The organism is Streptomyces sp. NPDC059740 (assembly GCF_042733155.1).
Taxonomy (GTDB): Bacteria; Actinomycetota; Actinomycetes; order Streptomycetales; family Streptomycetaceae; genus Streptomyces.
Genome location: NZ_JBHWGP010000003.1, coordinates 98,324 through 119,855, shown reverse-complemented (window position 1 = coordinate 119,855; position 21,532 = coordinate 98,324). Strand labels below are relative to the sequence as shown.

General features: G+C 71.5%; 20 protein-coding genes and 1 riboswitch. Of the genes, 19 read left to right on the top strand and 1 reads right to left on the bottom strand.

From position 1 onward, the window contains the following. Positions 1-44: 44 nt before the first annotated feature. From rplS to ACFV3R_RS05150, 12 genes are all read left to right on the top strand, one after another. Complete coding sequence (rplS, locus tag ACFV3R_RS05205) at positions 45-392, top strand: 50S ribosomal protein L19 (protein WP_385575782.1); 348 nt, start codon at positions 45-47, stop codon at positions 390-392. Positions 393-548: 156 nt separating this feature from the next. Next, positions 549-1,316, top strand: a complete 768-nt coding sequence (lepB, locus tag ACFV3R_RS05200; protein WP_385575779.1) for a signal peptidase I — start codon at positions 549-551, stop codon at positions 1,314-1,316. A gap of 82 nt (positions 1,317-1,398) precedes the next feature. Beyond that, positions 1,399-2,532, top strand: a complete 1,134-nt coding sequence (gene lepB / locus ACFV3R_RS05195) for a signal peptidase I (protein WP_385575776.1) — start codon at positions 1,399-1,401, stop codon at positions 2,530-2,532. Beyond that, a complete protein-coding gene (gene lepB, locus ACFV3R_RS05190) occupies positions 2,474-3,472 on the top strand; it encodes a signal peptidase I (protein WP_385576430.1) in 999 nt (332 codons plus the stop codon). Before lepB (ACFV3R_RS05195) ends, lepB (ACFV3R_RS05190) begins: the two co-directional genes overlap by 59 nt. 118 nt (positions 3,473-3,590) lie before the next feature. Further along, positions 3,591-4,316 carry a signal peptidase I gene (gene lepB, locus ACFV3R_RS05185; RefSeq protein WP_385575773.1) on the top strand — a complete coding sequence of 242 codons (726 nt, stop codon included), beginning with the start codon at positions 3,591-3,593 and terminating at the stop codon, positions 4,314-4,316. A gap of 10 nt (positions 4,317-4,326) precedes the next feature. After that, positions 4,327-4,809 (top strand): NUDIX hydrolase, encoded by a 483-nt coding sequence (locus tag ACFV3R_RS05180; RefSeq protein WP_385575770.1) that lies wholly within the window; start codon positions 4,327-4,329, stop codon positions 4,807-4,809. Positions 4,810-4,847: 38 nt separating this feature from the next. Then, on the top strand, positions 4,848-5,156 hold the full coding sequence (locus ACFV3R_RS05175) for a DUF2469 domain-containing protein (protein WP_385575767.1): 309 nt from the start codon (positions 4,848-4,850) through the stop codon (positions 5,154-5,156). A 786-nt stretch (positions 5,157-5,942) separates the two neighbouring features. Beyond that, positions 5,943-6,329: a YraN family protein gene (locus tag ACFV3R_RS05170; RefSeq protein WP_385575765.1), complete on the top strand. Its 387-nt coding sequence runs from the start codon at positions 5,943-5,945 to the stop codon at positions 6,327-6,329. Continuing rightward, positions 6,329-7,990, top strand: a complete 1,662-nt coding sequence (locus tag ACFV3R_RS05165) for a YifB family Mg chelatase-like AAA ATPase (RefSeq protein ID WP_385575763.1) — start codon at positions 6,329-6,331, stop codon at positions 7,988-7,990. The genes ACFV3R_RS05170 and ACFV3R_RS05165 overlap by 1 nt, the downstream gene beginning before the upstream one ends. Positions 7,991-8,905: 915 nt before the next feature. Further along, positions 8,906-10,180 carry a DNA-processing protein DprA gene (gene dprA / locus ACFV3R_RS05160; protein WP_385576427.1) on the top strand — a complete coding sequence of 425 codons (1,275 nt, stop codon included), beginning with the start codon at positions 8,906-8,908 and terminating at the stop codon, positions 10,178-10,180. Positions 10,181-10,541: 361 nt separating this feature from the next. Next, positions 10,542-11,381 (top strand): RNA polymerase sigma factor WhiG, encoded by an 840-nt coding sequence (whiG, locus tag ACFV3R_RS05155; RefSeq protein WP_385575760.1) that lies wholly within the window; start codon positions 10,542-10,544, stop codon positions 11,379-11,381. Positions 11,382-11,465: 84 nt separating this feature from the next. After that, on the top strand, positions 11,466-12,023 hold the full coding sequence (locus ACFV3R_RS05150) for a TetR/AcrR family transcriptional regulator (protein WP_385576424.1): 558 nt from the start codon (positions 11,466-11,468) through the stop codon (positions 12,021-12,023). 185 nt (positions 12,024-12,208) lie between these two features. Here the strand turns inward: ACFV3R_RS05150 and ACFV3R_RS05145 are convergent, their stop codons facing one another. Then, positions 12,209-13,219, bottom strand: coding sequence for a murein hydrolase activator EnvC family protein (locus tag ACFV3R_RS05145; RefSeq protein ID WP_385576421.1), 1,011 nt, complete (start codon positions 13,217-13,219; stop codon positions 12,209-12,211). A gap of 892 nt (positions 13,220-14,111) precedes the next feature. On the opposite strand from ACFV3R_RS05145, the gene rpsB reads away from it, so the two are divergent. The 7 genes from rpsB to ACFV3R_RS05110 all read left to right on the top strand — a co-directional run bounded on the left by rpsB (position 14,112) and on the right by ACFV3R_RS05110 (position 21,440). Beyond that, positions 14,112-15,005, top strand: coding sequence for a 30S ribosomal protein S2 (gene rpsB, locus ACFV3R_RS05140; RefSeq protein ID WP_385575757.1), 894 nt, complete (start codon positions 14,112-14,114; stop codon positions 15,003-15,005). 98 nt (positions 15,006-15,103) lie between these two features. Beyond that, positions 15,104-15,937 carry a translation elongation factor Ts gene (tsf, locus tag ACFV3R_RS05135; RefSeq protein WP_385575754.1) on the top strand — a complete coding sequence of 278 codons (834 nt, stop codon included), beginning with the start codon at positions 15,104-15,106 and terminating at the stop codon, positions 15,935-15,937. A 157-nt stretch (positions 15,938-16,094) separates the two neighbouring features. Continuing rightward, positions 16,095-16,865 carry a UMP kinase gene (gene pyrH / locus ACFV3R_RS05130; RefSeq protein WP_385575751.1) on the top strand — a complete coding sequence of 257 codons (771 nt, stop codon included), beginning with the start codon at positions 16,095-16,097 and terminating at the stop codon, positions 16,863-16,865. Positions 16,866-17,041: 176 nt separating this feature from the next. After that, positions 17,042-17,599: a ribosome recycling factor gene (gene frr / locus ACFV3R_RS05125; protein WP_385575748.1), complete on the top strand. Its 558-nt coding sequence runs from the start codon at positions 17,042-17,044 to the stop codon at positions 17,597-17,599. Beyond that, positions 17,599-18,747 (top strand): phosphatidate cytidylyltransferase, encoded by a 1,149-nt coding sequence (locus tag ACFV3R_RS05120; RefSeq protein WP_385575745.1) that lies wholly within the window; start codon positions 17,599-17,601, stop codon positions 18,745-18,747. The genes frr and ACFV3R_RS05120 overlap by 1 nt, the downstream gene beginning before the upstream one ends. A 90-nt stretch (positions 18,748-18,837) precedes the next feature. Continuing rightward, complete coding sequence (gene rlmN / locus ACFV3R_RS05115; RefSeq protein ID WP_385575742.1) at positions 18,838-19,944, top strand: 23S rRNA (adenine(2503)-C(2))-methyltransferase RlmN; 1,107 nt, start codon at positions 18,838-18,840, stop codon at positions 19,942-19,944. A gap of 222 nt (positions 19,945-20,166) precedes the next feature. Continuing rightward, positions 20,167-20,288: riboswitch (TPP riboswitch) on the top strand. A 78-nt stretch (positions 20,289-20,366) separates the two neighbouring features. Then, positions 20,367-21,440, top strand: coding sequence for a thiamine ABC transporter substrate binding subunit (locus ACFV3R_RS05110; RefSeq protein ID WP_385575739.1), 1,074 nt, complete (start codon positions 20,367-20,369; stop codon positions 21,438-21,440). The last annotated feature ends 92 nt before the right edge of the window (positions 21,441-21,532 follow it).

Sequence of the window (21,532 nt, the reverse complement as noted above, 5' to 3'; positions counted from 1 at the left end):
GTTCCGTTGATGACCTGTGGCATCAGCGAAGAAAGCAGTAGGTCATGCACCTTCTCGACTCCGTCGACGCCTCGTCGCTCCGCAGCGACCTCCCGGCCTTCCGCCCCGGCGACACCGTCAACGTCCACGTCCGCGTCATCGAGGGCAACCGCTCCCGTGTGCAGCAGTTCAAGGGCGTCGTCATCCGCCGCCAGGGCTCCGGCGTGCGCGAGACCTTCACGGTCCGCAAGGTCAGCTTCTCCGTCGGCGTGGAGCGCACCTTCCCGGTCCACACCCCGATCGTCGAGAAGATCGAGCTGGTGACCCGCGGTGACGTCCGTCGCGCCAAGCTCTACTACCTGCGCGAGCTGCGCGGCAAGGCCGCCAAGATCAAGGAGAAGCGCGAGAGCTGAGCCTCCCGCCACCTCCTGCCGAAGCCTTCCGTTCCCCGTCCGCGGGCGAACGGAAGGCTTCGGCGCGTTCGGGACCCGTGCCGGGCTCCCGGCGGGACAGCGGGCCCGGGGAGCGCCGTCGGCGGCCCGGCGTCCGCCGGATAGGCTCCTGTGCCGATGGACACCGACGCGCAGACCGCCGCCTCCACCGGACGGGAGGCCTCGCCCGCCGATCCCGCGGAGCAGGAGGACCACCCCCGCCGGAGCCGGGCGACGGCGGCGCTCGGCGGTCTCCTGCGACGACCGGCGAGGCTGCTCGCCGTCGTCGTGGTGCTCGTCCTGCTGCTCGCGGTCTTCGTCGCCCAGCCCTTCGTCATTCCCAGCACCTCCATGGAGAACACCCTGCGCACCGGGGACCGGGTACTGGTGAACAAGGTGTCCTACCGCTTCGGCGGCACCCCCCGACGCGGCGACGTGGTCGTCTTCGACGGCACGGACTCCTTCGTGCCGGCGGGCGCGGCGGAGAACGCCGTCACCCGGGCGGTGCACGGCGTCGGTGCGGTGCTGGGCCTCGGCTCCGACGACACCACGTTCGTCAAGCGGGTCGTCGGCGTCGGCGGCGACCGGGTCACCTGCTGTGACAGAGGGGGACGGATCACGGTGAACGGCCGGCCGCTGCGGGAGCGCTACCTGTACCCGGGCAACGTACCCTCCTCGGTCAGGTTCGACGTCGTGGTGCCCGAGGGAAAGCTGTGGGTCATGGGGGACCACCGCGCGCGCTCCAGCGACTCCCGGGCCCACCTGGGGGACCCCGGCGGCGGCATGGTGCCCGTCGACCGGGTCGTGGGCCGAGCCGACCTGATCGTCTGGCCGCCCTCGCGCTGGACGCACCTGACCCGCCCGCAGGCCGACGACGGGCTCCCCGCGGCGGCCGGCCGTGGGTAGGCGCGGCCGGCCCCGCAGCGAGCCGCCCTTCGCAGCGCGCCCCCGGCAGCCACCGCCGCCCCCCAAACGCCCCGGCGGCGCCGTGCCGGCCCCCGGTGCCCCGTGGCCTCCGCCGGCCGCGGAGCCCGCCCGCCACGAGGCGACCGCCGGCACGGGTGCCGAGGAGGCCGAGGCCGTCAGCGGGGCCCTGCCCCCGGACGGGACGGCGGACCGCGAAGCCGGTTCGCAGCAAGTGGCCGAGGGGACGCCGCCGACCCGGCGGGCCGCGGGCGGCCGGGCCGACCGCCGGCGGCAGGCGCGCCGCATCAAGCGCCGCCGCCGCCGTTCCGCCCTCAAGGAGCTACCGATCCTGCTGGGCGTCGCCGTGGTCATCGCCCTGGTGCTCAAGTCCTTTCTGGTGCAGGCGTTCGTCATCCCCTCCGGCTCCATGGAGAACACGATCCGCATCGGGGACCGAGTCCTGGTCGACAAACTCACCCCGTGGTTCGGGGCCGAGCCGCACCGGGGCGACGTCGTGGTCTTCCGGGACCCCGGCGGCTGGCTGGCGGGGGAGAGCACCGGTGGCCCGCCGACCCTGGTGCAGAAGGGGCTGTCCGCCGTCGGACTGCTGCCCTCCGCCAACGAGCAGGACCTGATCAAGCGGGTCGTGGGGGTCGGGGGCGACACGGTCCGGTGCTGCGACACGGGCGGCCACGTCACCGTCAACGGAACGCCGCTCGACGAGCCGTACGTCCACCCGGGCAACCCGCCCTCGCAGCTCAGGTTCACGGTGACCGTGCCCATCGGACGGATCTTCGTCATGGGCGACCACCGGTCGAACTCGGCGGACTCCCGCTACCACCTCGACAGCGCCTACCGCGGCACGGTCCCGCTGGACAACGTGGTGGGGCGGGCCGTCGCGATCGCCTGGCCGGTGGGGCACTGGCGCCGCCTGGAGGAGCCCGCGACCTTCGACACGGTCCACGACCCTCCGGGAACAGGGGCTTCCGCTTCCGCTCCGGCTGCACGGCGGGTTTCCACCACCTCGCAGCCGCGGTTTTCAGAAACTTTGACCGAACCCCCGATCCTTGCGGAACTCCCGCTCGTTATGGGAGTGGTGGGCCTGTCCCGTACGTCGGGAGGGCGGCAGCGTGGAGTGAGGAGTGGATGTGGGGGACTTGGCGGTCGGCGCGCGGTCCGGATCCGAAGGACCCGAAGAGCCCGGGGGACACGGTGATTCCCCGATGACGACGAAGGACCCCGCACCGTCGAAGCCGCCCCAGGGCGTGCCCGAGCAGCCTCCCGCGGCCGGCTCGCCCGCCGGAGGGACGGCGGAGGACGGCACCGGGGGCAGGAACAAGGACGAGGTCAAGAAGGCGCGGCCGTTCTGGAAGGAGCTGCCGCTCCTGATCGGGATCGCGCTGGTGCTGGCCCTGGTGATCAAGACCTTCCTGGTCCAGGCGTTCTCCATCCCCTCCGACTCGATGCAGGACACCCTCCAGCGCGGTGACCGGGTCCTGGTGGACAAGCTCACCCCGTGGTTCGGCTCCGAGCCCCAGCGCGGTGAGGTGGTGGTCTTCCACGACCCGGGCGGCTGGCTGCCGGAGACGCCGGTGGCTCCGCCCAACCCCGTGCAGCGGGTGCTCAGCTTCGTCGGGCTCATGCCGTCCGCGGAGGAGAAGGACCTGATCAAGAGGGTCATCGCCGTCGGTGGCGACACGGTCGAGTGCAAGGGCACCGGCCCGGTGAAGGTCAACGGCCGGGCGCTGGTGGAGAACTCCTACCTCTACCCGGGCAACACCCCGTGCGGTGACCGGCCCTTCGGCCCGATCCACGTCCCCCAGGGCCGTATCTGGGTGATGGGTGACCACCGTCAGGACTCCCTGGACTCGCGCTACCACACCCAGATGGAGGGCGGCGGCACCGTCGACGTCGACCAGGTGGTCGGCCGTGCCTTCACGGTCGCCTGGCCGGTCAACCGCTGGGACTTCCTCGGCGTTCCCGACACCTTCGACCAGTCCGGGATCGACAAGGCACTGCCCGCAGCCCCCGCAGTGCTGGGCCTGGCCGGCGCGGCCCCGCTCGTCCTGTGGCGCCGGCGCCGCCTCACCGCCGGGTTGCGCGGGCCCTCGCGGGACACGTCGGTGGGGGAGCCGGAGACCCGCCCGCAGCCGTGACACCGCCGGGGGGCACCGTCACCGCTCCCGCACCGGCTGACGCTCTGGCGAACCCCCGGGTAGGGTGCCGTTCCAGATCTTCGACGCGGGGCTCGTCCCGCGAGGTGGGAGCGCTGGAATGAGCGGTGGCGGGAGCGAACGCGGTGGTGGCCGCAGCTTCGGCAACGTCCTGTCAGGGGTGGCGGTCGGACTCGGCTGCGTCCTCTTCCTCGGCGGTTTCGTCTGGGGGGCGCTGCTGTACCGGCCGTACACGGTCCCCACCGACTCCATGGCGCCGACGATCTCCCCGGGGGCGCGGGTGCTGGCCGAGAAGGTGAGCGGTTCCGAGGTCCGGCGGGGGGACGTGGTCGTCTTCTCGGACTCGGTCTGGGGCGACGTGCCCATGGTCAAGCGGGTGGTCGGGGTCGGCGGTGACAAGGTGGCCTGCTGCACGAAGGACGGCCGGCTGACCGTCAACGGCAAGCCTGTCGACGAGCCCTACCTCTCCGGCAGCGGCCCTGCCTCACCGGTCGGCTTCCGGGCGACGGTCCCCGCGGGGCAGCTCTTCCTGCTCGGCGACCACCGGAGCGACTCGGTCGACTCCCGCATGCACCTCACCGACGGTGACCACGGCGCCGTGCCGCGGAGTGCTATCGCCGCCCGGGTGGACGCCACCGCCTGGCCGATCGCCGGCCTGGGCATGCTGGGCAGGCCGAGCGGTTTCACCGGCCTACCCGGCGGGACCTCGGTGCCGGGCCCGCTGCCGGTGATCGTCTCGGCCGTGGTGGCGGGTGCGGTCCTCATCCTGGGCGGCGCCGCGTACGGTCCGCTCAGCCGGCTGCGGGCACCCCGACGTGCCGGGTGACGGGGACGCGGTGACGCCGCGGCGCGTCTCCCGCGTCGTCCTCCTCGACCCGGCGGACCGGATACTGCTCCTCCACGGCTACGAACCGGAGGACCCGACCCTGACCTGGTGGTTCACGCCGGGCGGCGGTCTGGAGGGGGAGGAGACGCGGGAGGCGGCCGCGATCCGCGAGGTCGCCGAGGAGACCGGCATCACCGACTTCACCCTCGGCCCCGTCCTGTGGCGCCGGGAGTGCTCCTTCCCGTTCGACGGGCGACGCTGGTACCAGGACGAGTGGTACTACCTGGGGCGGACCGGCACGACCCGCACCGATGCCTCGGGCCAGACCGAGCTGGAACGGCGCAGCGTGAGCGGCCTGAGGTGGTGGACCGCGGCCGAGCTGACGGCGACCCGTGAGACGGTGTACCCGACCAGGCTCGCAGAACTGCTGCGCGCACTGATCGACGAAGGCCCCCCGCGTGCGCCGCTGGTCCTCAGGACCGAGCACGCCTGACGCACAATGGGGGGACGCACGGCTGAAGGGGAACTGCCATGAGCGCCGAGGACCTCGAGAAGTACGAGACCGAGATGGAGCTGAAGCTCTACCGGGAGTACCGAGACGTCGTCGGGCTGTTCAAGTACGTGATCGAGACGGAACGCCGTTTCTACCTGACCAACGACTACGAGATGCAGGTGCACTCGGTCCAGGGTGAGGTGTTCTTCGAGGTCTCCATGGCGGACGCCTGGGTGTGGGACATGTACCGGCCGGCGAGGTTCGTCAAGCAGGTGCGCGTCCTGACGTTCAAGGACGTGAATGTTGAGGAGCTCAACAAGAGCGACCTCGACCTTCCCGGGAGCTGACCTCGTGGTGACGGCAGAGCGGTCCGCCTCGACTCGCTGACCGGCGATCGGGCGGTCGTTCCCCGGCGGGTCCCGTACGAAGCGGAAGGCGCTCCCGGGACCTCTGCTCACCCTTTCGGGGCATCGGGTTATCCACAACCTGCCGGTAATCCACCAAGATCCACAACGGTGCGGCCGCTCCGTCACAGTCAGTGGCGGAGGTGGTTACCCATGACCGACCACAGCTTCCGGCCACCCAGGCCCCCACACCGCACCCCGTTCGCCGCGGCCACACCCCGGCCCGCACCCGACCTGTGCCCACCGGCGGCTGACGCCCGCCCTCAGGAGGGCGTGGAACGGACCGCCCGGCACCGGGCCGGCGCACTGCCCACCAACGCCCCAGCCGAACGACGGCCTCCGGAGCAGCCTCCGAACAGAGCGGCCCCGGCCCGGGGAGCGCCCTGGGCAACCGGCGTGCCCACGGAGCAGCCCGCGTGTACCGCCTCCCGGCCGAACCCACTGCCGACCGCAGCGACCCGGCCACCGGATCAATGCCGGGGCTCGGCATCCACCCCGTGCCGCCCCCAGTGCAGTCCCTCGCCTCACGAGGGCGCGGGAGCCCGTCTCCCGGCCTCCCGGAGCACGTCCGGGGCAGCGGTCGGGGGGAGGGACGAGCGCTGCCCGGGGCGTGATGGTGGGGCGCCTCGGCCGGAACCCGGGGAGCGCCGGCCCCGGCCGGCACGCGCAGCCACCGCGACGGCGCCCACCGGGGGAGGGGAGGCCTCCCGGGCGAACCGCGGGTCCGCGGTGGCCGCCCGGCTCCGCGCCACCTCCCGGCCGTCCCGCCAGAGCACCGGACGGTTGGGTGAGGAACTCGCCGCCCGCCTGCTGGTGTCCTCGGGGATGCGGATCGTGGCGCGCAACTGGCGCTGTCGCAGCGGCGAGGTCGACATCGTCGCCTCGGACGGCGAAGCCATCGTGGTCTGTGAGGTCAAGACGCGGCGCGAGGGCGGTTACCAGCATCCGATGGCCGCTGTCGGCCCCGCCAAGGCCGCTCGGTTGCGCGTCCTCGCAGAGGAGTGGATCTCACGCCGGGGCGGACCACCGCCGGGCGGCGTGCGCATCGACGTGGTGGGAGTGCTGCTGCGACCTGGCAGGGCACCGCTGCTCGAACATGTGAAGGGGGTGGCCTGATGGGGTTCGCCCGTACGCGTTCGGTGGCGCTCGTGGGGGTCGAGGGTGTCGTCGTGGAGGTCCAGGCCGACCTCGAACCGGGCGTCGCCACGTTCACCCTGGTGGGGCTGCCGGACAAGAGTCTGGTGGAGTCCCGTGACCGGGTGCGTGCCGCACTCGCCAACTCGGGGGTGGAGTGGCCGCAGCGGAAGCTGACCGTCGGGCTGAGCCCGGCCTCCGTGCCCAAGAGCGGAAGCGGCTTCGACCTCGCGGTGGCGTGCGCAGTGCTGGGCGCAGCCGAGGTGCTGGACCCGAAGGAACTGACCGGTCTGGTGATGATCGGTGAACTCGGGCTCGACGGCAGGGTCCGCCCGGTCAGGGGGATCCTGCCCGCCGTCCTGGCCGCAGCCGACGCGGGATACCGCCAGGTCGTCGTCCCCGAGTCCACCGCCGCGGAGGCCGCACTGGTGCCGGACATGGCCGTGCTCGGCGTCCGGAGCCTGCGCCAACTCATCGCCGTCCTCAACGGCGAGCCCGTCCCCGAGGAGCCGGCGGACGAAGGGACGGGACCGGAAGGACTCTCCGGCACCCTCGCGCTGCCCGGCACAGCCGTCGGCGCAGCGTCCAGGGACGGTGAACGGCCACCGGACCTGGTGGAGGTCACCGGCCAGCACCGTGCCCGCCGGGCCCTGGAGATCGCAGCAGCCGGACGCCATCACATCTTCCTCAAGGGACCTCCCGGAGCCGGCAAGACCCTGCTCGCCGAGCGGCTGGCGGGCATCCTTCCGCCGCTCACGCCGAAGGAGGCGCTGGAAGCCACCGCCGTCCACTCGGTCGCCGGCACCCTCCCACCGGGACAGCCACTGGTCCGCCGCCCTCCGTACTGCGCGCCCCACCACTCGGCCACCATGGCCTCGCTCGTCGGCGGGGGGACGGGGCTCCCTCGCCCTGGCGCGGTCTCGTTGGCGCACCACGGCGTGCTGTTCATCGACGAGGCGGCCGAGTGCAGTGCCCGGGTACTCGACGCACTACGGCAACCCCTGGAGTCCGGCCACGTCGTGGTCGCCCGATCGGCCGGGGTGATGCGCATGCCGGCCCGGTTCCTGCTGGCGCTCGCCGCCAACCCCTGCCCCTGTGGCCGACACGGCGTCGCGGGGGCGGACTGCGAGTGCCGGCCGTCGACCGTGCGCCGTTACCGGGCTCGGCTGTCCGGCCCCCTGCTGGACCGGGTCGACGTGAGGGTGTCGGTCGAGCCCGTCACACGGCGCGAACTGATGGCATCGGGCGCCGGCGGTGAGCCTTCGGCGGCTGTCGCCGAACGGGTGCGGGAGGCTCGGGCGCGGGCCGCCGACCGGTACGCGGGCACGCCCTGGCACACCAACAGCGACGTGCCCGGCCACGAACTGCGGACCCGGTGGCGAGTGGACCAGGACGCGCTGCGCGCGGCCGAGCAGGACCTCGACCGGGGACTGATCACCGCCCGCGGCCTGGACAGGGTGCTGCGCGTCGCCTGGACCGTGGCCGATCTCGCAGGCCACGACCGTCCCACCGCCGCGGACATCGCCTTCGCCCTGGAACTGCGCACCGGGATCGGACGAGGAGTACCGGAGACCACGACGGTGCCGGGCTTCCCCCGGCAGCGGTCCCGCACGGACCTGGCAGCAGGTCTCGGTACGGGCTAGCGGACACGGCCAGGCAGGGGCCGAGTACCGGGGCCGTCCCCGACGTATCCGGTTCCGGACGAGCGGCAGATGCCTGGGGCGGGGTGTCACCGTCGACGCTGCGCCCGCAAGTGGGCGTCGTGGTCGACACTGCCGGGGCGCGCGGACTCGTCTTCTCCGTCGGGCGGTCGGGCGGTCGGGCGGTCGGGCGGGTAACGGGCGGTGAGCCGCCCCGTCCGCTCCCTGCCCCGAACTGCCCCGCTCCCCGGGAGGGCGCCGGCTGCCCTGTGCGTGCCCGGTGTCCTGGCGGGAGGCCCGCTTCCTTGTCCACTGGCCGGCCTCCCGGCGTGAGGCCCGGCGCACAGGCGCACGCCCCAGCTTGCTGAGGCCAGGCCCGGCGCCCTGGTGCAAGGACCGGCTTCGCGCGGGACGCCTCGACGTCGCTGCGAAGACGGGCCCGCGTCTCCGGCAGAAGGCCCGGTAACCCCGGCGCAGGGCTCGATGCCGGCGGGCGGCCCTGGTGGTGAGGTCCGCACCGGCCGGGGGGCCGAGCGGGAGGCTCGGCCCCGGCCGTTCCCCGCTCGTCTTGATCGGCGCGCCGGGCCGCTTCGTCCCACACAGCGCCTCACAGCGTTTACAGCGCCCCGCAGCGTTCACAGCGCTCGCAGCGCCTCGCAGTGCCTCACCTCCTGCACGTCCGTCTTCCACCCGCACCCTTCAACAGAACTTCAACAGACCGAGGAGAAAACCATGGCGAGCAGCAACAGCAGTAGGGTCCCGCGTCCGCCTGAGCCGGTTCCGGCCGTCCCGCCCGGCGAGTACCGAGCCCTCGTTCCCGACGGCCCCACCATGCCTGCCGCCCCCGCCGACCTCAAGGGCGCCGATCTCGCCGAGCCCGACGCGTACCCGGACACGGGCACGCCAGTGCCCGTCGGAATGCGAGATCCCGAGAGGGCGGCGACCGCCGGACGCAACGGCTATGAGCTCCCCGCGGCCGGATGGCGGCTCACAGCAGGAGGTCCGGTCCCGCCGGACGAGCGAGGGGAGGAGGCCCGCGATACGGAGCGCCTGGCGCGCGCCGCTCTCACCCGGGTCGTCGAACCCGGTGACGAGACGGTGGGACGGGTGGTTTCCGCGATCGGGGCAGTGCGACTCCTGGAACTCCTGACCTGCTCCGGTGACCCGCCGCCGCGCGTGGCCGAACTCGGGCTCGGCGCATCGAAGCTGGCTGGACTCCGCCTGCGAGCCACGGACCTCACTCCGCGGGCCGACCTCGCCACCGTGGCTGCCGCAGGGGGGCGTTTCGTGTGCCCGGGCGACGAGGAGTGGCCACGGCAACTCGACGACCTGGGAGCCGGCAGGCCACTCGGCCTCTGGGTGAGAGGCGAGCCCAACCTGCGTTTCCTGGCACTGCGTTCCGTTGCGGTGGTCGGTTCCCGGGCCTGCACCGAGTACGGGGCCCACGAGGCCGCCACGCTTGCAGCCGGCCTGGCGGAGCGGGGCTGGACGGTCGTGTCGGGCGCCGCCTACGGCGTCGACGGTGCGGCGCACCGCGGCGCCCTGTCGGTGGCCGGGGCGACCGTGGCCGTGGTCGCCTCCGGAGTGGATCGCCACTACCCCAGTGGTCACACCGAACTGCTGCGCAGGATCGCGGCACAGGGCCTGGTGGTGGCCGAACTGGCACCGGGCGACCATCCCACCCGGCGCCGCTTCGTCCTGCGCAACCGGGTCATCGCCGCCCTCACTCGCGGCACGGTGGTGGTCGAGGCGGAGTTGCGCAGCGGGTCGCTGGTGACCGCCCGCCGGGCAACCGCACTCGGCAGGTTCACCATGGGAGTGCCGGGACCGGTGACCAGCGCGCTCTCCGCCGGGGTCCACCAACTCCTGCGTACGGAGGGAACCCTCGTCACGGACGCCGCCGACATCGTCGAGCTGGTCGGCAGCATCGGAGACCTGGCCCCTGTGCGGCGCGGTCCGGACAACCCGCGGGACCTGCTGGACGGCGTGGCCGCACGGGTGTTGGAGGCACTCCCCGCCCGGGGGCGCGCCGAGGTCGAGCAGGTGGCGAGGCGGGCCGGCACGCCCGTGTCGGCCACCCACGGCAAGCTGCTGGAGCTCCAGGCGCTCGGCTTCACCCAACGCAGAGACCGGGGGTGGGAGTTGTCGGAGTCCGTGAGACGGTCTGCGGCTTCCCGGCGAGGCGGTACTTGACCTGCGGTGAACGGGTGAAAGGGTGGAGGCGATGACAGCAGTCCTAGTGCCAGCGTCCCTCGGTCGCTCCGACACGGCATGCCCTTCGGTCGTGATACGACGCGTGCCTCGGTGGCTGGAGAACACCCCCTCCAGGTGACCCGGCGGCCTCCTGCCGCCCACACGGAGCGACGTGGGAAACGTCTGACGTGGACGGACGGTTAGCGGAACGTATCTGCACGCGTCACCCCCTCACCTGCATCGCTCTGTGCGACGCCTCTGTCACGCTACGCTCACTACGCGATTCAGCCACTTCTCATCGCTTGCCGCAGCACTCCCCCTCCGCCCGGAACCTCGGCGGCGGAACGACCCAAGGCGACCAATGCCCCAGCCCACATCCAGGTCCGACCCCGCGGTGGCGCCCGCCATCACGGACGGCGACGGTGTGCGCCCAAGCGCTCCCCGCTCGCTCCAGGAGTTGTGGCGTGCCTACAAGGCGACGGACGACGACCGGCTCCGTGAACAGCTGATCCTCCACTACTCCCCACTGGTCAAGTACGTCGCCGGCCGCGTCAGTGTGGGGCTGCCGCCCAACATCGACCAGAGCGACTTCGTGTCCTCCGGGGTCTTCGGTCTGATCGACGCCATCGAGAAGTTCGACCCCGGCCGCGAGATCAAGTTCGAGACCTACGCGATCACCCGCATCCGTGGTGCCATGATCGACGAACTGCGCGCACTGGACTGGATCCCGCGTTCGGTCCGGCAGAAGGCCCGGGCGGTGGAACGTGCGTACACCACGCTGGAGGCGCAGCTGCGGCGTACGCCCAGCGACTCGGAGGTGGCGTCCGAAATGGGCATCGCCGTGGAGGAACTCCACGGGGTCTTCAGCCAGTTGTCGTTGGCCAACGTGGTCGCCCTGGACGACCTGCTCGGGGTCGGTGGCGACGGCAACGACCGGCTGAGCCTCATGGACACCCTTGAGGACACCGCGGCGGACAACCCCGTGGAGGTCGCCGAGGACCGGGAACTCCGGCGCCTGCTGGCCGGGGCGATCAACACCTTGCCGCAGCGCGAGAAGACGGTGGTGACCCTCTACTACTACGAGGGCATGACGCTCGCCGAGATCGGTCAGGTCCTCGGGGTCACAGAGAGCCGGGTGAGCCAGATCCACAGCAAGAGCGTGCTCCAGCTCCGGGCGAAACTGGCCGATGTGGGCCGCTGAGGCTCTCGTGACCCTCAGAGCTGCTGTCAGCCCTCACGGGGGGATCCGTACAGTGGGGACGTGCCCAGAATCCGAGCGGCCTCTGTGGCCGAGCACCGCACGATGCAGCGTCGCGCCCTCCTGGACGCGGCGCGTTCCCTGTTGTCGGAGGGCGGCACGGAGGCGTTGACCTTCCCTGCGCTCGCCGAACGCACGGGCCTGGCCCGCTCCTCCGTCTACGAGTACTTCCGCTCCCGTGCCGCAGTCGTCGAGGAACTCTGCGCGGTCGACTTCCCGCTGTGGGCGGCGGAGGTCGAGGCGGCGATGGAGAGCGCGCCCACTGCGGTCGCCAAGGTGGAGGCCTACGTTCACAGCCAGCTCTCGCTGGTCGGCGACCGTCGTCACCGGGCCGTCGTCGCCATCTCCGCCGGGGAACTCGACGAAGGCGCCCGTGAGCGCATCCGTGCCGCCCACGGCGGGCTGGTGACCATGATCGTCGAGGCGCTCTCCGCGCTGGGGCACGAGCAGCCACGGCTGGTCGCGATGCTCCTGCAGGGAGTGGTGGACGCCGCGGTGCGCCGTATCGAGGGCGGCGGTGACGAGGACCCCGAGAGCATCGCCCGCACGGCCGTCGCCCTGGCTCTGGACGGCGTCCGCCGCTGACCGCTGACCGCTGACCGCTGACCGCTGTGCGCCTCGCCCCGACGTGCTGACCACCTTGACGGGCTGACCCCTGACCTGATGACCACCCCGGGCGCACTGGCGACGCCGTGGAGGCCGCTCTCCGCTCGTCACCTCCGCATGCTTCCTCTGCTTCCTCTGCTTCCTGCGAGCGGACCCCGCCCTGCTCAGGTCGTCTCACTTCCCTTCCCCCGCTGAGAGCTGCCCACTGCGCCGGCCAGCTCCGGCCCGGCGCCACGTCTCCTGACCCGGCCCGGCCAGGGTGGACCGAGGCTGCGGGAGTGCAGGGACTGGACGGTGGCGGGTAGGCCAGCGCGACCTCGGGTGCGTCTTCGTGGGGAGTGTCGTTCGCAGTGGCCCTGTTTCGGGCTCCCCGGCGCGCGGGGTTGCGACCGACGGTGAGCGAGGCAGCACACCAGGACGAGTACGGCGCCCGTCACGACCGGCACCGGCCCTTCCGACGCGCGCCGGCCGTAGGCCACGCTCCGTCCGAAGGGGAGGGCGACATGCGTCGAGGCGACGGGTGGAGCCTTCTCCCGGCTGCCCGGCAGGGGGATGCCCGTCACCGGAAGCAGCCGGGAGGGCGCTCGCCGCAGCAGTCCGGGAGCGAGCAGGGACAGTGGATCGAGGTACTCCCTGCCTCGTCGTAGACCCCAGTGCAGGCAGGGCGTCTCACAGTGGAAGGGGCCGGGGCCCAGACGGCCCACACTCCGGCCTGCGGCCACCCGGTCACCTTGGTGCAGCAGCGGGGTGACCGGTTCGAACGTGGTGCGCAGCGGAGGCTCCCCCGACCGGTCGAGCTCGACGGAGACGACTCCGCGACCCGCGACGACGCCGCTGAAGGTGACCCGGCCCGGCAGTACGGCCTGCACCGATGCGCCGGCGGGTGCCGCCAGGTCGACGCCCCGGTGGCCCCGGCTCCAGCGGGTGGCCGGAGGTTGCCAGCCGCGCACCACACGGGGACGGGCACCACGGCCACCCGTCACGGGCCAGTCCCTGGCGACCGGCGGTGTCCCGGGCTCGCTCCCGGGACCGGCCTTCCCGGAGGTGGGCCCCGGGTCTCCGCGCGAGACAGGGAAAGGAGCCTTGCCGGGCGGTGGAGGAACCGACGAGGCGGCAGCCGACGGCGGCGAGGCCAGGGACAGGCCCGGGAGAAGCAGACCCAGGACCAGGCCCATAAGCGGGATCACGTACGCGGACAGGGCTCGGGGAGGCCGGCGCTTCACCGGCGACACCCGGGCTGAGGGTGGTACCGGTGACCTGGGTGCGGCCGATGAGCTGTGCGACGAAGGTGAACCGTGTGGCGAAGCTGAAACGGACGGCGAAGCTGAAACGGACGGTGACGGTGGACCGTGTAGCGGAGGGGCGCTGCGCGGCGAAGGTACGTCGAGTGGCGACAGCGGGGCGAGGACGAGGGCGAGGCGGTGAGTCATGGGGGAAGGCTGCCGGTCCGGCCGTCGTCCATGGGGATCTTGCTCCGAGACTGTGGACAGAACGCGTCCTGTGCACAAGACGGTCACCCTCAGGAGTCACTCACGTATCGAGCGTCCCGCAGGTAGGCGCCGGATTCTCGTCCTCGCAGGAAACAGGCCGCAGGGCGCCGATGTCCCGCCGCGCCCACGGCACCACGGTCCCAGCGCCCGGGCGGAGGACTGTGGTCACGATTCCCGGTCGCAGCGCCCGGTCGGGGTTCCGCGCCCCCGCCACCGCTCCCGAGTCACCGCTCCCGAGTCACCACTCCGACGTCAGTGCGGCCTTCTGCCGGGACTGCCGCTCACCGGGCCAGGTGCCGGTACCACGGTGGTGTGGTCGGCGAGAATGCGTGTCGCCCGGTGCTCCGCGGGTCCCGTACACTTCTGGTGGCGACCCGGGCCCCGGGTCGACTTCGCACGCCCCGCCACCGGCGCCGGCGGAACTCCTGTGGGAGCCCCCTCCGGAGCGTCGTGGCCGCGTCCCTCGGTCCTCGGAAGACACCACTCGCCTGGCGTCCTCCGCGGCAGGCGCGCAGGGGCGTCAGGAGTCACGGCCGACCGGCCGTGACGGAAACCGAGAACAACGAGGAGTACGGCCATGGCCGTCGTCACGATGCGGGAGCTGCTGGAGAGCGGCGTCCACTTCGGGCACCAGACCCGCCGCTGGAACCCGAAGATGAAGCGCTTCATCTTCACCGAGCGCAACGGCATCTACATCATCGACCTGCTCCAGTCGCTGTCGTACATCGACCGCGCCTACGAGTTCGTCAAGGAGACCGTCGCCCACGGTGGCTCGGTCATGTTCGTCGGCACGAAGAAGCAGGCGCAGGAGGCCATCGCCGAGCAGGCGACCCGCGTCGGCATGCCCTACGTCAACCAGCGCTGGCTGGGCGGCATGCTCACCAACTTCTCGACCGTCTACAAGCGCCTGCAGCGCCTGAAGGAGCTCGAGCAGATCGACTTCGAGGATGTGGCCGCCTCCGGCCTCACCAAGAAGGAGCTGCTCGTCCTCTCCCGCGAGAAGGCCAAGCTGGAGAAGACCCTCGGCGGCATCCGCGACATGCAGAAGGTGCCCAGCGCCGTCTGGATCGTGGACACCAAGAAGGAGCACATCGCGGTCGGCGAGGCCCGGAAGCTCAACATCCCGGTCGTCGCCATCCTCGACACGAACTGTGACCCGGACGAGGTCGACTACAAGATCCCGGGTAACGACGACGCCATCCGCTCCGTCACGCTGCTCACCCGCGTGATCGCCGACGCCGTCGCCGAGGGCCTGATCGCCCGCTCCGGCGCCGCCACCGGCGACCAGAAGCCGGGCGAGAAGGCCGGCGAGCCGCTGGCCGAGTGGGAGCGCGACCTGCTCGAGGGCGACGCCAAGAAGGCCGAGGAGACCCCGGCCGCCGAGGCTCCCGCCACCGAGGCTGCTGAGGCCCCCGCCGCCGAGGCGCCGGCCGCCGAGGCCGAGAAGCCGGCCGACGCCGAGCAGGCCTGACACCTTCACTGGTTGATGACGGCGGGGACGGCGCCACAAGCGCCGGCCCCGCCGTCCACCCGTAGATCGTTCGACTTCGAGAAGAGATTCACAGACCCATGGCGAACTACACCGCCGCCGACGTCAAGAAGCTCCGCGAGCTCACCGGTGCCGGCATGATGGACTGCAAGAAGGCCCTTGACGAGGGCGAGGGCAACGTCGACAAGGCCGTCGAGATCCTTCGTGTCAAGGGACAGAAGGGCGTCGCCAAGCGCGAGAGCCGCTCGGCCGAGAACGGCGCGGTCGTCTCCCTCATCGCCGACGACAAGTCCGCGGGCGTCCTCCTCGAGCTGAAGTGCGAGACGGACTTCGTCGCCAAGGGCGACAAGTTCCAGGCTGTGGCCAACACCCTCGCCGCCCACGTCGCCGCCACCAAGCCGGCCGACCTGGAGGCCCTGCTCGCCTCCGAGATCGAGGGCAAGACCGTCCAGGCCTACGTCGACGAGGCCAACGCCACCCTCGGCGAGAAGATCGTCCTGGACCGCTTCGCGCAGTTCACCGACGGCTACGTCGCGGCCTACATGCACCGCACCATGCCCGACCTTCCGCCGCAGGTCGGCGTCCTGGTCGAGCTGGACAAGGAGAACGCGGAGACCGCGAAGGACGTCGCGCAGCACATCGCCGCGTTCGCGCCGAAGTTCCTCTCCCGTGAGGACGTCCCGGCCGACGTCGTCGAGAACGAGCGTCGCGTCGCCGAGGCCACGGCCAAGGAGGAGGGCAAGCCCGAGGCCGCCCTCCCGAAGATCGTCGAGGGTCGCGTCAACGGCTTCTTCAAGGAGAACTGCCTCCTCGACCAGCCCTTCGCCAAGGACAACAAGAAGAGCGTCGCCAAGGTCCTCGACGAGGCCGGCGTCGCGATCAAGCGCTTCGCCCGCATCCGCGTCGGCGCCTGAGCCCGCCACAGGGCAGCGAATGACCCACGACCCCGCTAGGGTCGTACGCAGTCGGCCGCTCACCGGCCGGCCGCAGATGTGACGAGGAGGCCATTGCCGCATCAGGGACACCCGTCCCGGGCAGTGGCCTTCTTCGTATGTGTACGAGGAGAGCGCAATGAACGACGGTGCCGACGGCGCGGACAAAGACCACGGTCACAACGGCGGTAAGGGGCGTTACCTGCTGAAGCTGTCGGGCGAGGCGTTCGCCGGCGGCGGCGGCCTCGGAGTGGACCCCGACGTCGTCCACGCCATCGCGCGCGAGGTCGCCGCAGTGGTCCGTGACGGGTACGAGATCGCCATCGTGATCGGCGGCGGCAACTTCTTCCGCGGCGCCGAACTCCAGCAGCGCGGCATGGACCGGGCCCGCTCGGACTACATGGGCATGCTGGGCACGGTCATGAACTGCCTGGCGCTCCAGGACTTCCTGGAGAAGGAGGGCATCGACTCCCGGGTCCAGACCGCCATCACCATGGGGCAGGTCGCCGAGCCGTACATCCCGCTCCGCGCCATCCGGCACCTGGAGAAGGGACGCGTGGTCATCTTCGGCGCCGGTATGGGCATGCCGTACTTCTCCACCGACACCACCGCCGCACAGCGCGCCCTGGAGATCGACGCCTCGGCGATGCTGATGGGCAAGAACGGTGTGGACGGCGTCTACGACTCCGACCCGAGGCGCAACCCCGACGCGGTCATGTTCGACGCGCTGGAGTACAGCGAGGTCATCACCCGGGAACTGAAGGTCGCCGACGCCACGGCCATCACCCTGTGCCGTGACAACAAGCTCCCCATCCTCGTCTTCGAGCTGCTGGCCGAGGGCAACATCGCCCGTGCGGTGAAGGGTGAGAAGATCGGCACGCTCGTCAGCGACCGGAACATCCGGGACTGACGTTCTCCTTGCCGTGTACGGCTGAGGGGGAGTGCGTACAAGCGGCGAACACCCGGGGCGGGAGCGCACCACGTTCCGGGGATGGACAACCGCCTGCCGGTCGGACACCGTGCAGGTGAGCACGCGCGGCAGGGCCGAGGTTTTCGGCCTGGCACGGACAAGACCAGGAGCAAGTGGTGATCGAAGAGATCCTCCTCGAGGCCGAGGAGAAGATGGAGAAGGCCGTCGTGGTCGCCAAGGAGGACTTCGCGGCGATCCGCACGGGACGTGCGCACCCCGCGATGTTCAACAAGATCGTGGCGGACTACTACGGTGCCCTGACGCCGATCAACCAGCTGGCGTCGTTCTCGGTTCCCGAGCCCCGGATGGCGGTCGTCACGCCGTTCGACAAGAGCGCCCTGCGCAACATCGAGCAGGCCATCCGCGACTCCGACCTGGGCGTCAACCCCAGCAACGACGGCAACATCATCCGGGTGACGTTCCCCGAGCTGACGGAGGAGCGCCGCCGGGACTACATCAAGGTGGCCAAGAACAAGGCCGAGGACGCCAAGATCGCGATCCGCAGCGTCCGCCGCAAGGCCAAGGAGACCCTCGACAAGCTCGTCAAGGACAAGGAGTCCGGCGAGGACGAGGTTCGGCGTGCGGAGAAGGAGCTCGACGACACCACTGCGAAGTACGTCGCGCAGGTCGACGAGCTCCTCAAGCACAAGGAAGCCGAGCTGCTCGAGGTCTGATGAACGAGCCATCCTGGGGGGCCCCGCCCGTCTCCGGAAGGTGGGGCCCACCTGACCGGGGACCCGCCCCGTCACCCCACCGGCAGGCGCCGGAGAACTCGGCGGGTCCCGGGCACGACTGGCCCCAGGCGGCGGAGACTCGCCCCATGCCCATCGTGCCCGACGCAGGCGGAGACCAGGACGACCTCCGAGGAGAGACGGACCACCAGGGGACCGCGCGGCTTCGCGGCCCCCTGTTCCGTGACGACGAGCCACAGGTACCGATGTCCACCACGCCGCCCCCCACGGACGACTCCGGCAGCTCGCACCGCTCCGAGCCGGCCAAGGCCAAGAAGAGCGCCGGCCGGAACCTGCGGGCGGCCATAGGGGTCGGGCTCGGGCTGGGCGTGGTGATCCTGCTCTCGCTCTTCCTCTACAAGCCCGTCTTCATGGGCGTGATAGCGGTGGCCGTGGTGGTGGGCCTGTGGGAGCTGACCTCACGGCTCGCCGAACGCAAGGACATCCGGGCCCCCCTGGTGCCCCTTGCGGTCGGCGGCGTCGCCATGGTGCTCGCGGGCTACGTACGGGGCCCGGAGGGCGCCTGGGTGGCCATGGCGCTCACCGCGCTCGCCGTGCTCGTCTGGCGCATGACCGAGGACCCCGTCGGATACCTCCGCGACGTGACGGCCGGCATCTTCGTCGCCTTCTACGTGCCGTTCCTGGCGACCTTCGTGGCGCTGATGCTCGCCGCGGACGACGGGCCCTGGCGAGTGCTGACGTTCCTGATCCTCACCGTCGTCAGCGACACCGGCGCGTACGCCGTCGGCTGGCGCTTCGGGACCCACAAGCTCGCCCCGCGGATCAGCCCCGGCAAGACCCGCGAGGGGCTGGTGGGTGCCGTGCTGTTCGCCATGGTGGCGGGGGCGCTGTGCATGCACTTCCTCGTCGACCACGGCCAGTGGTGGCAGGGGCTGCTGCTGGGCCTCGCGGTCGCGGCCAGCGCCACGCTCGGTGATCTCGGCGAGTCGATGATCAAACGGGACCTCGGCATCAAGGACATGGGCACCCTGCTGCCCGGTCACGGCGGCATCATGGACCGCCTCGACTCGCTCCTGCCGACCGCGCCAGTGGTCTGGCTCCTGTTCGTCGCCTTCGTCGGAAGTGGCTGACCTGCACGTTCAGCGCCCCATTGCCCGCAGGGGGCCTCACCACCGCTGGTGGCGAGGCCCCCTCGGCGCGTCTGCGACACTGGAGAGACCATGCCTGCACCTGGAGAGCTCACCTTCGTCGCCCCCCGCGGAGCCAAGAAGCCGCCGCGGCACCTCGCCGACCTGACGCCCGCCGAACGCCGTGAGGCGGTTGCGGCCGTCGGGGAGAAGCCGTTCCGCGCCGGACAGGTCGCGCGGCACTACTTCAGCCGGTACGCCCACGATCCCGAGCAGTGGACCGACATCCCCTCGGCCTCGCGCGAGAAGCTGGCGGCCGAGCTGCTGCCCGAGCTGATGAGCGTGGTGCGGCACATCTCCTGCGACGACGACACCACGCGTAAGACTTTGTGGAAGCTCTTCGACGGGACGCTGGTCGAGTCGGTGCTCATGCGCTACCCGGACCGGGTGACCATGTGCATCTCCTCCCAGGCCGGGTGCGGGATGAACTGCCCGTTCTGCGCCACCGGCCAGGCGGGGCTGGACCGCAACCTGTCGACGGCCGAGATCGTCCACCAGATCGTCGACGGCATGCGGGCCCTGCGGGACGGGGAGATCCCCGGAGGCCCGGCCCGGCTGTCGAACATCGTGTTCATGGGCATGGGCGAACCCCTCGCCAACTACAAGCGGGTCGTGGGCGCCATCCGCCGTCTCACCGACCCCGAACCGGACGGGCTCGGCCTGTCGCAGCGCGGCATCACCGTCTCGACCGTGGGGCTGGTGCCCGCCATGCTCCGGTTCGCCGACGAGGGCCTCAAGTGCCGGCTTGCCGTCTCCCTGCACGCCCCCGACGACGAGCTCCGCGACACGCTGGTGCCCGTCAACACGCGCTGGAAGGTGCGGGAGGTCCTGGACGCGGCCTGGGAGTACGCCGAGAAGTCCGGGCGGCGCATCTCCATCGAGTACGCCCTCATCCGGGACATCAACGACCAGGCGTGGCGAGGCGACCTGCTGGGCCGGCTCCTCAAGGGGCGCCGCGTGCACGTCAACCTCATCCCGCTGAACCCGACGCCCGGCTCGAAGTGGACCGCCTCCCGCCCGGAGGACGAGAAGGCGTTCGTGGACGCGATCGCCGCCCACGGCGTGCCGGTGACCGTACGGGACACCCGGGGCCAGGAGATCGACGGGGCCTGCGGGCAGCTGGCGGCCTCCGAGCGCTGATCCCGCCGGCCCGGCCCGGCGTTCCGGTCGGGTCCGGGCGGCGCGCCGGTGCCCGTGCCCGCCCCCGTGCCGGTGGAGCCGGGCCGCCTCCTGAGGGGACGGGTGGGGGCTGAGGGGCGCTGGTACCGTTGCGAAGGCAGGACTCCAGGCTGCTCCCCCACCGCGACCGACCGGTGCGCACGGCCGGAACCGGAGAGGACGGCCTGGAACAACCGAAGAGAAGACATCCGACAGGGGAGCGCCACAGCGCTGAGAGTGCGGCACGGCTCGTAGGGAGCCGAAGGCCGCAGACCCTTGAACCTCGCCCGGGTCATTCCGGGTAGGAAGTTCGGTCACCACTCAAGCTGTTGCGCCCTGCCCGACCGCCCCACGGCGGCCGGGCAGGGCCGCGTCTCTTCCTGGTCAGCCAGGAGGACATACCAGTGAGCACCACCACGAGGACCCTCGCAGGCCTCATAGCCGCAGCCCTGGCCGCCACGACGCTGGCAGCCTGCAGTGGGAGCAGCGGCAAGAAGGACGCGCGGACCGTCACCCTCGTCAGCCACGACTCCTTCGCCGTGTCCAAGTCCGTGCTGCAGGACTTCGAGAAGCAGAGCGGCTACAAGGTGAAGGTCCTCAAGGGCGGGGACGCGGGCCAGGCCGTCAACCAGGCCGTCCTGACCAAGGACAGCCCGCAGGGCGACGTCTTCTTCGGCATCGACAACACGCTGCTCTCCCGAGGCCTGAAGCAGGGCCTCTTCCAGCCCTACGCCCCCAAGGGCCTGGACTCCGTCCCCGCCGGCTACCAGCTGGACGCGAGCGAGCACCGTGTGACACCGATCGACTACGGCGACATCTGCGTCAACTACGACCGGGCCTACTTCTCCTCGCACCACCTCACGCCGCCCTCGTCCTTCGCCGACCTCACCAAGCCGCAGTACAAGAACCTGCTGGTGACCGAGAACCCGGCGACCTCCTCGCCCGGGCTCGCCTTCCAGCTGGGGACCGTCGCCGCCTTCGGGCAGGACGGCTGGCAGGACTACTGGAAGAAGCTGAAGGCCAACGGGGTCGAGGTCGTCGACGGCTGGGAGCAGGCGTACGACGAACGGTTCACCGGTTCGGCCGGCGGACACAAGAACGGTGACAAGCCCCTGGTCGTCTCCTACGCCTCCAGCCCGCCCGCCGAGGTGCTCGACAAGAAGCCCGAGCCCGAGCAGGCACCCACCGGAGTGGCGACGGGCACCTGCTTCCGCCAGGTCGAGTTCGCCGGTCTCCTGCACGGCGCGCAGAACACCAAGGGCGGGAAAGCGCTCCTGGACTTCCTCCTGAGCAGGAAGTTCCAGGAGGACATGCCGCTCCAGATGTTCGTCAACCCCGTGCGGAAGGACGCGAGGCTGCCGGAGCTGTTCACCCGGTACGGCCAGAAGGTGACGAGCCCGAAGACCGTGCAGCCGCAGCAGATCGCCGCCCACCGCGACCAGTGGATCAAGCAGTGGTCCTCCCTCGTACTGAAGTGAGCGGCGCGGCCGGGACCACGCGGACCGCGGAGGCCGGGCGGGAGGCCGCGCCGGAGCCACCGGCGTCCCGGCCGTCGCGGGAGCGGCCCGCG

Bases quoted from the DNA above. Each gene is read 5' to 3' on its own strand.
- lepB (WP_385575779.1), top strand. From the start codon at position 549: ATGGACACCGACGCGCAGACCGCCGCCTCCACCGGACGGGAGGCCTCG.
- tsf (WP_385575754.1), top strand. From the start codon at position 15,104: ATGGCGAACTACACCGCCGCCGACGTCAAGAAGCTCCGCGAGCTCACC.
- ACFV3R_RS05120 (WP_385575745.1), top strand. From the start codon at position 17,599: ATGAACGAGCCATCCTGGGGGGCCCCGCCCGTCTCCGGAAGGTGGGGC.
- dprA (WP_385576427.1), top strand. From the start codon at position 8,906: ATGCGAGATCCCGAGAGGGCGGCGACCGCCGGACGCAACGGCTATGAG.
- ACFV3R_RS05145 (WP_385576421.1), bottom strand. From the start codon at position 13,219: ATGGGCCTGGTCCTGGGTCTGCTTCTCCCGGGCCTGTCCCTGGCCTCG.
- ACFV3R_RS05165 (WP_385575763.1), top strand. From the start codon at position 6,329: ATGGGGTTCGCCCGTACGCGTTCGGTGGCGCTCGTGGGGGTCGAGGGT.
- rpsB (WP_385575757.1), top strand. From the start codon at position 14,112: ATGGCCGTCGTCACGATGCGGGAGCTGCTGGAGAGCGGCGTCCACTTC.
- whiG (WP_385575760.1), top strand. From the start codon at position 10,542: ATGCCCCAGCCCACATCCAGGTCCGACCCCGCGGTGGCGCCCGCCATC.
- ACFV3R_RS05175 (WP_385575767.1), top strand. From the start codon at position 4,848: ATGAGCGCCGAGGACCTCGAGAAGTACGAGACCGAGATGGAGCTGAAG.
- rlmN (WP_385575742.1), top strand. From the start codon at position 18,838: ATGCCTGCACCTGGAGAGCTCACCTTCGTCGCCCCCCGCGGAGCCAAG.
- pyrH (WP_385575751.1), top strand. From the start codon at position 16,095: ATGAACGACGGTGCCGACGGCGCGGACAAAGACCACGGTCACAACGGC.
- rplS (WP_385575782.1), top strand. From the start codon at position 45: ATGCACCTTCTCGACTCCGTCGACGCCTCGTCGCTCCGCAGCGACCTC.
- lepB (WP_385575773.1), top strand. From the start codon at position 3,591: ATGAGCGGTGGCGGGAGCGAACGCGGTGGTGGCCGCAGCTTCGGCAAC.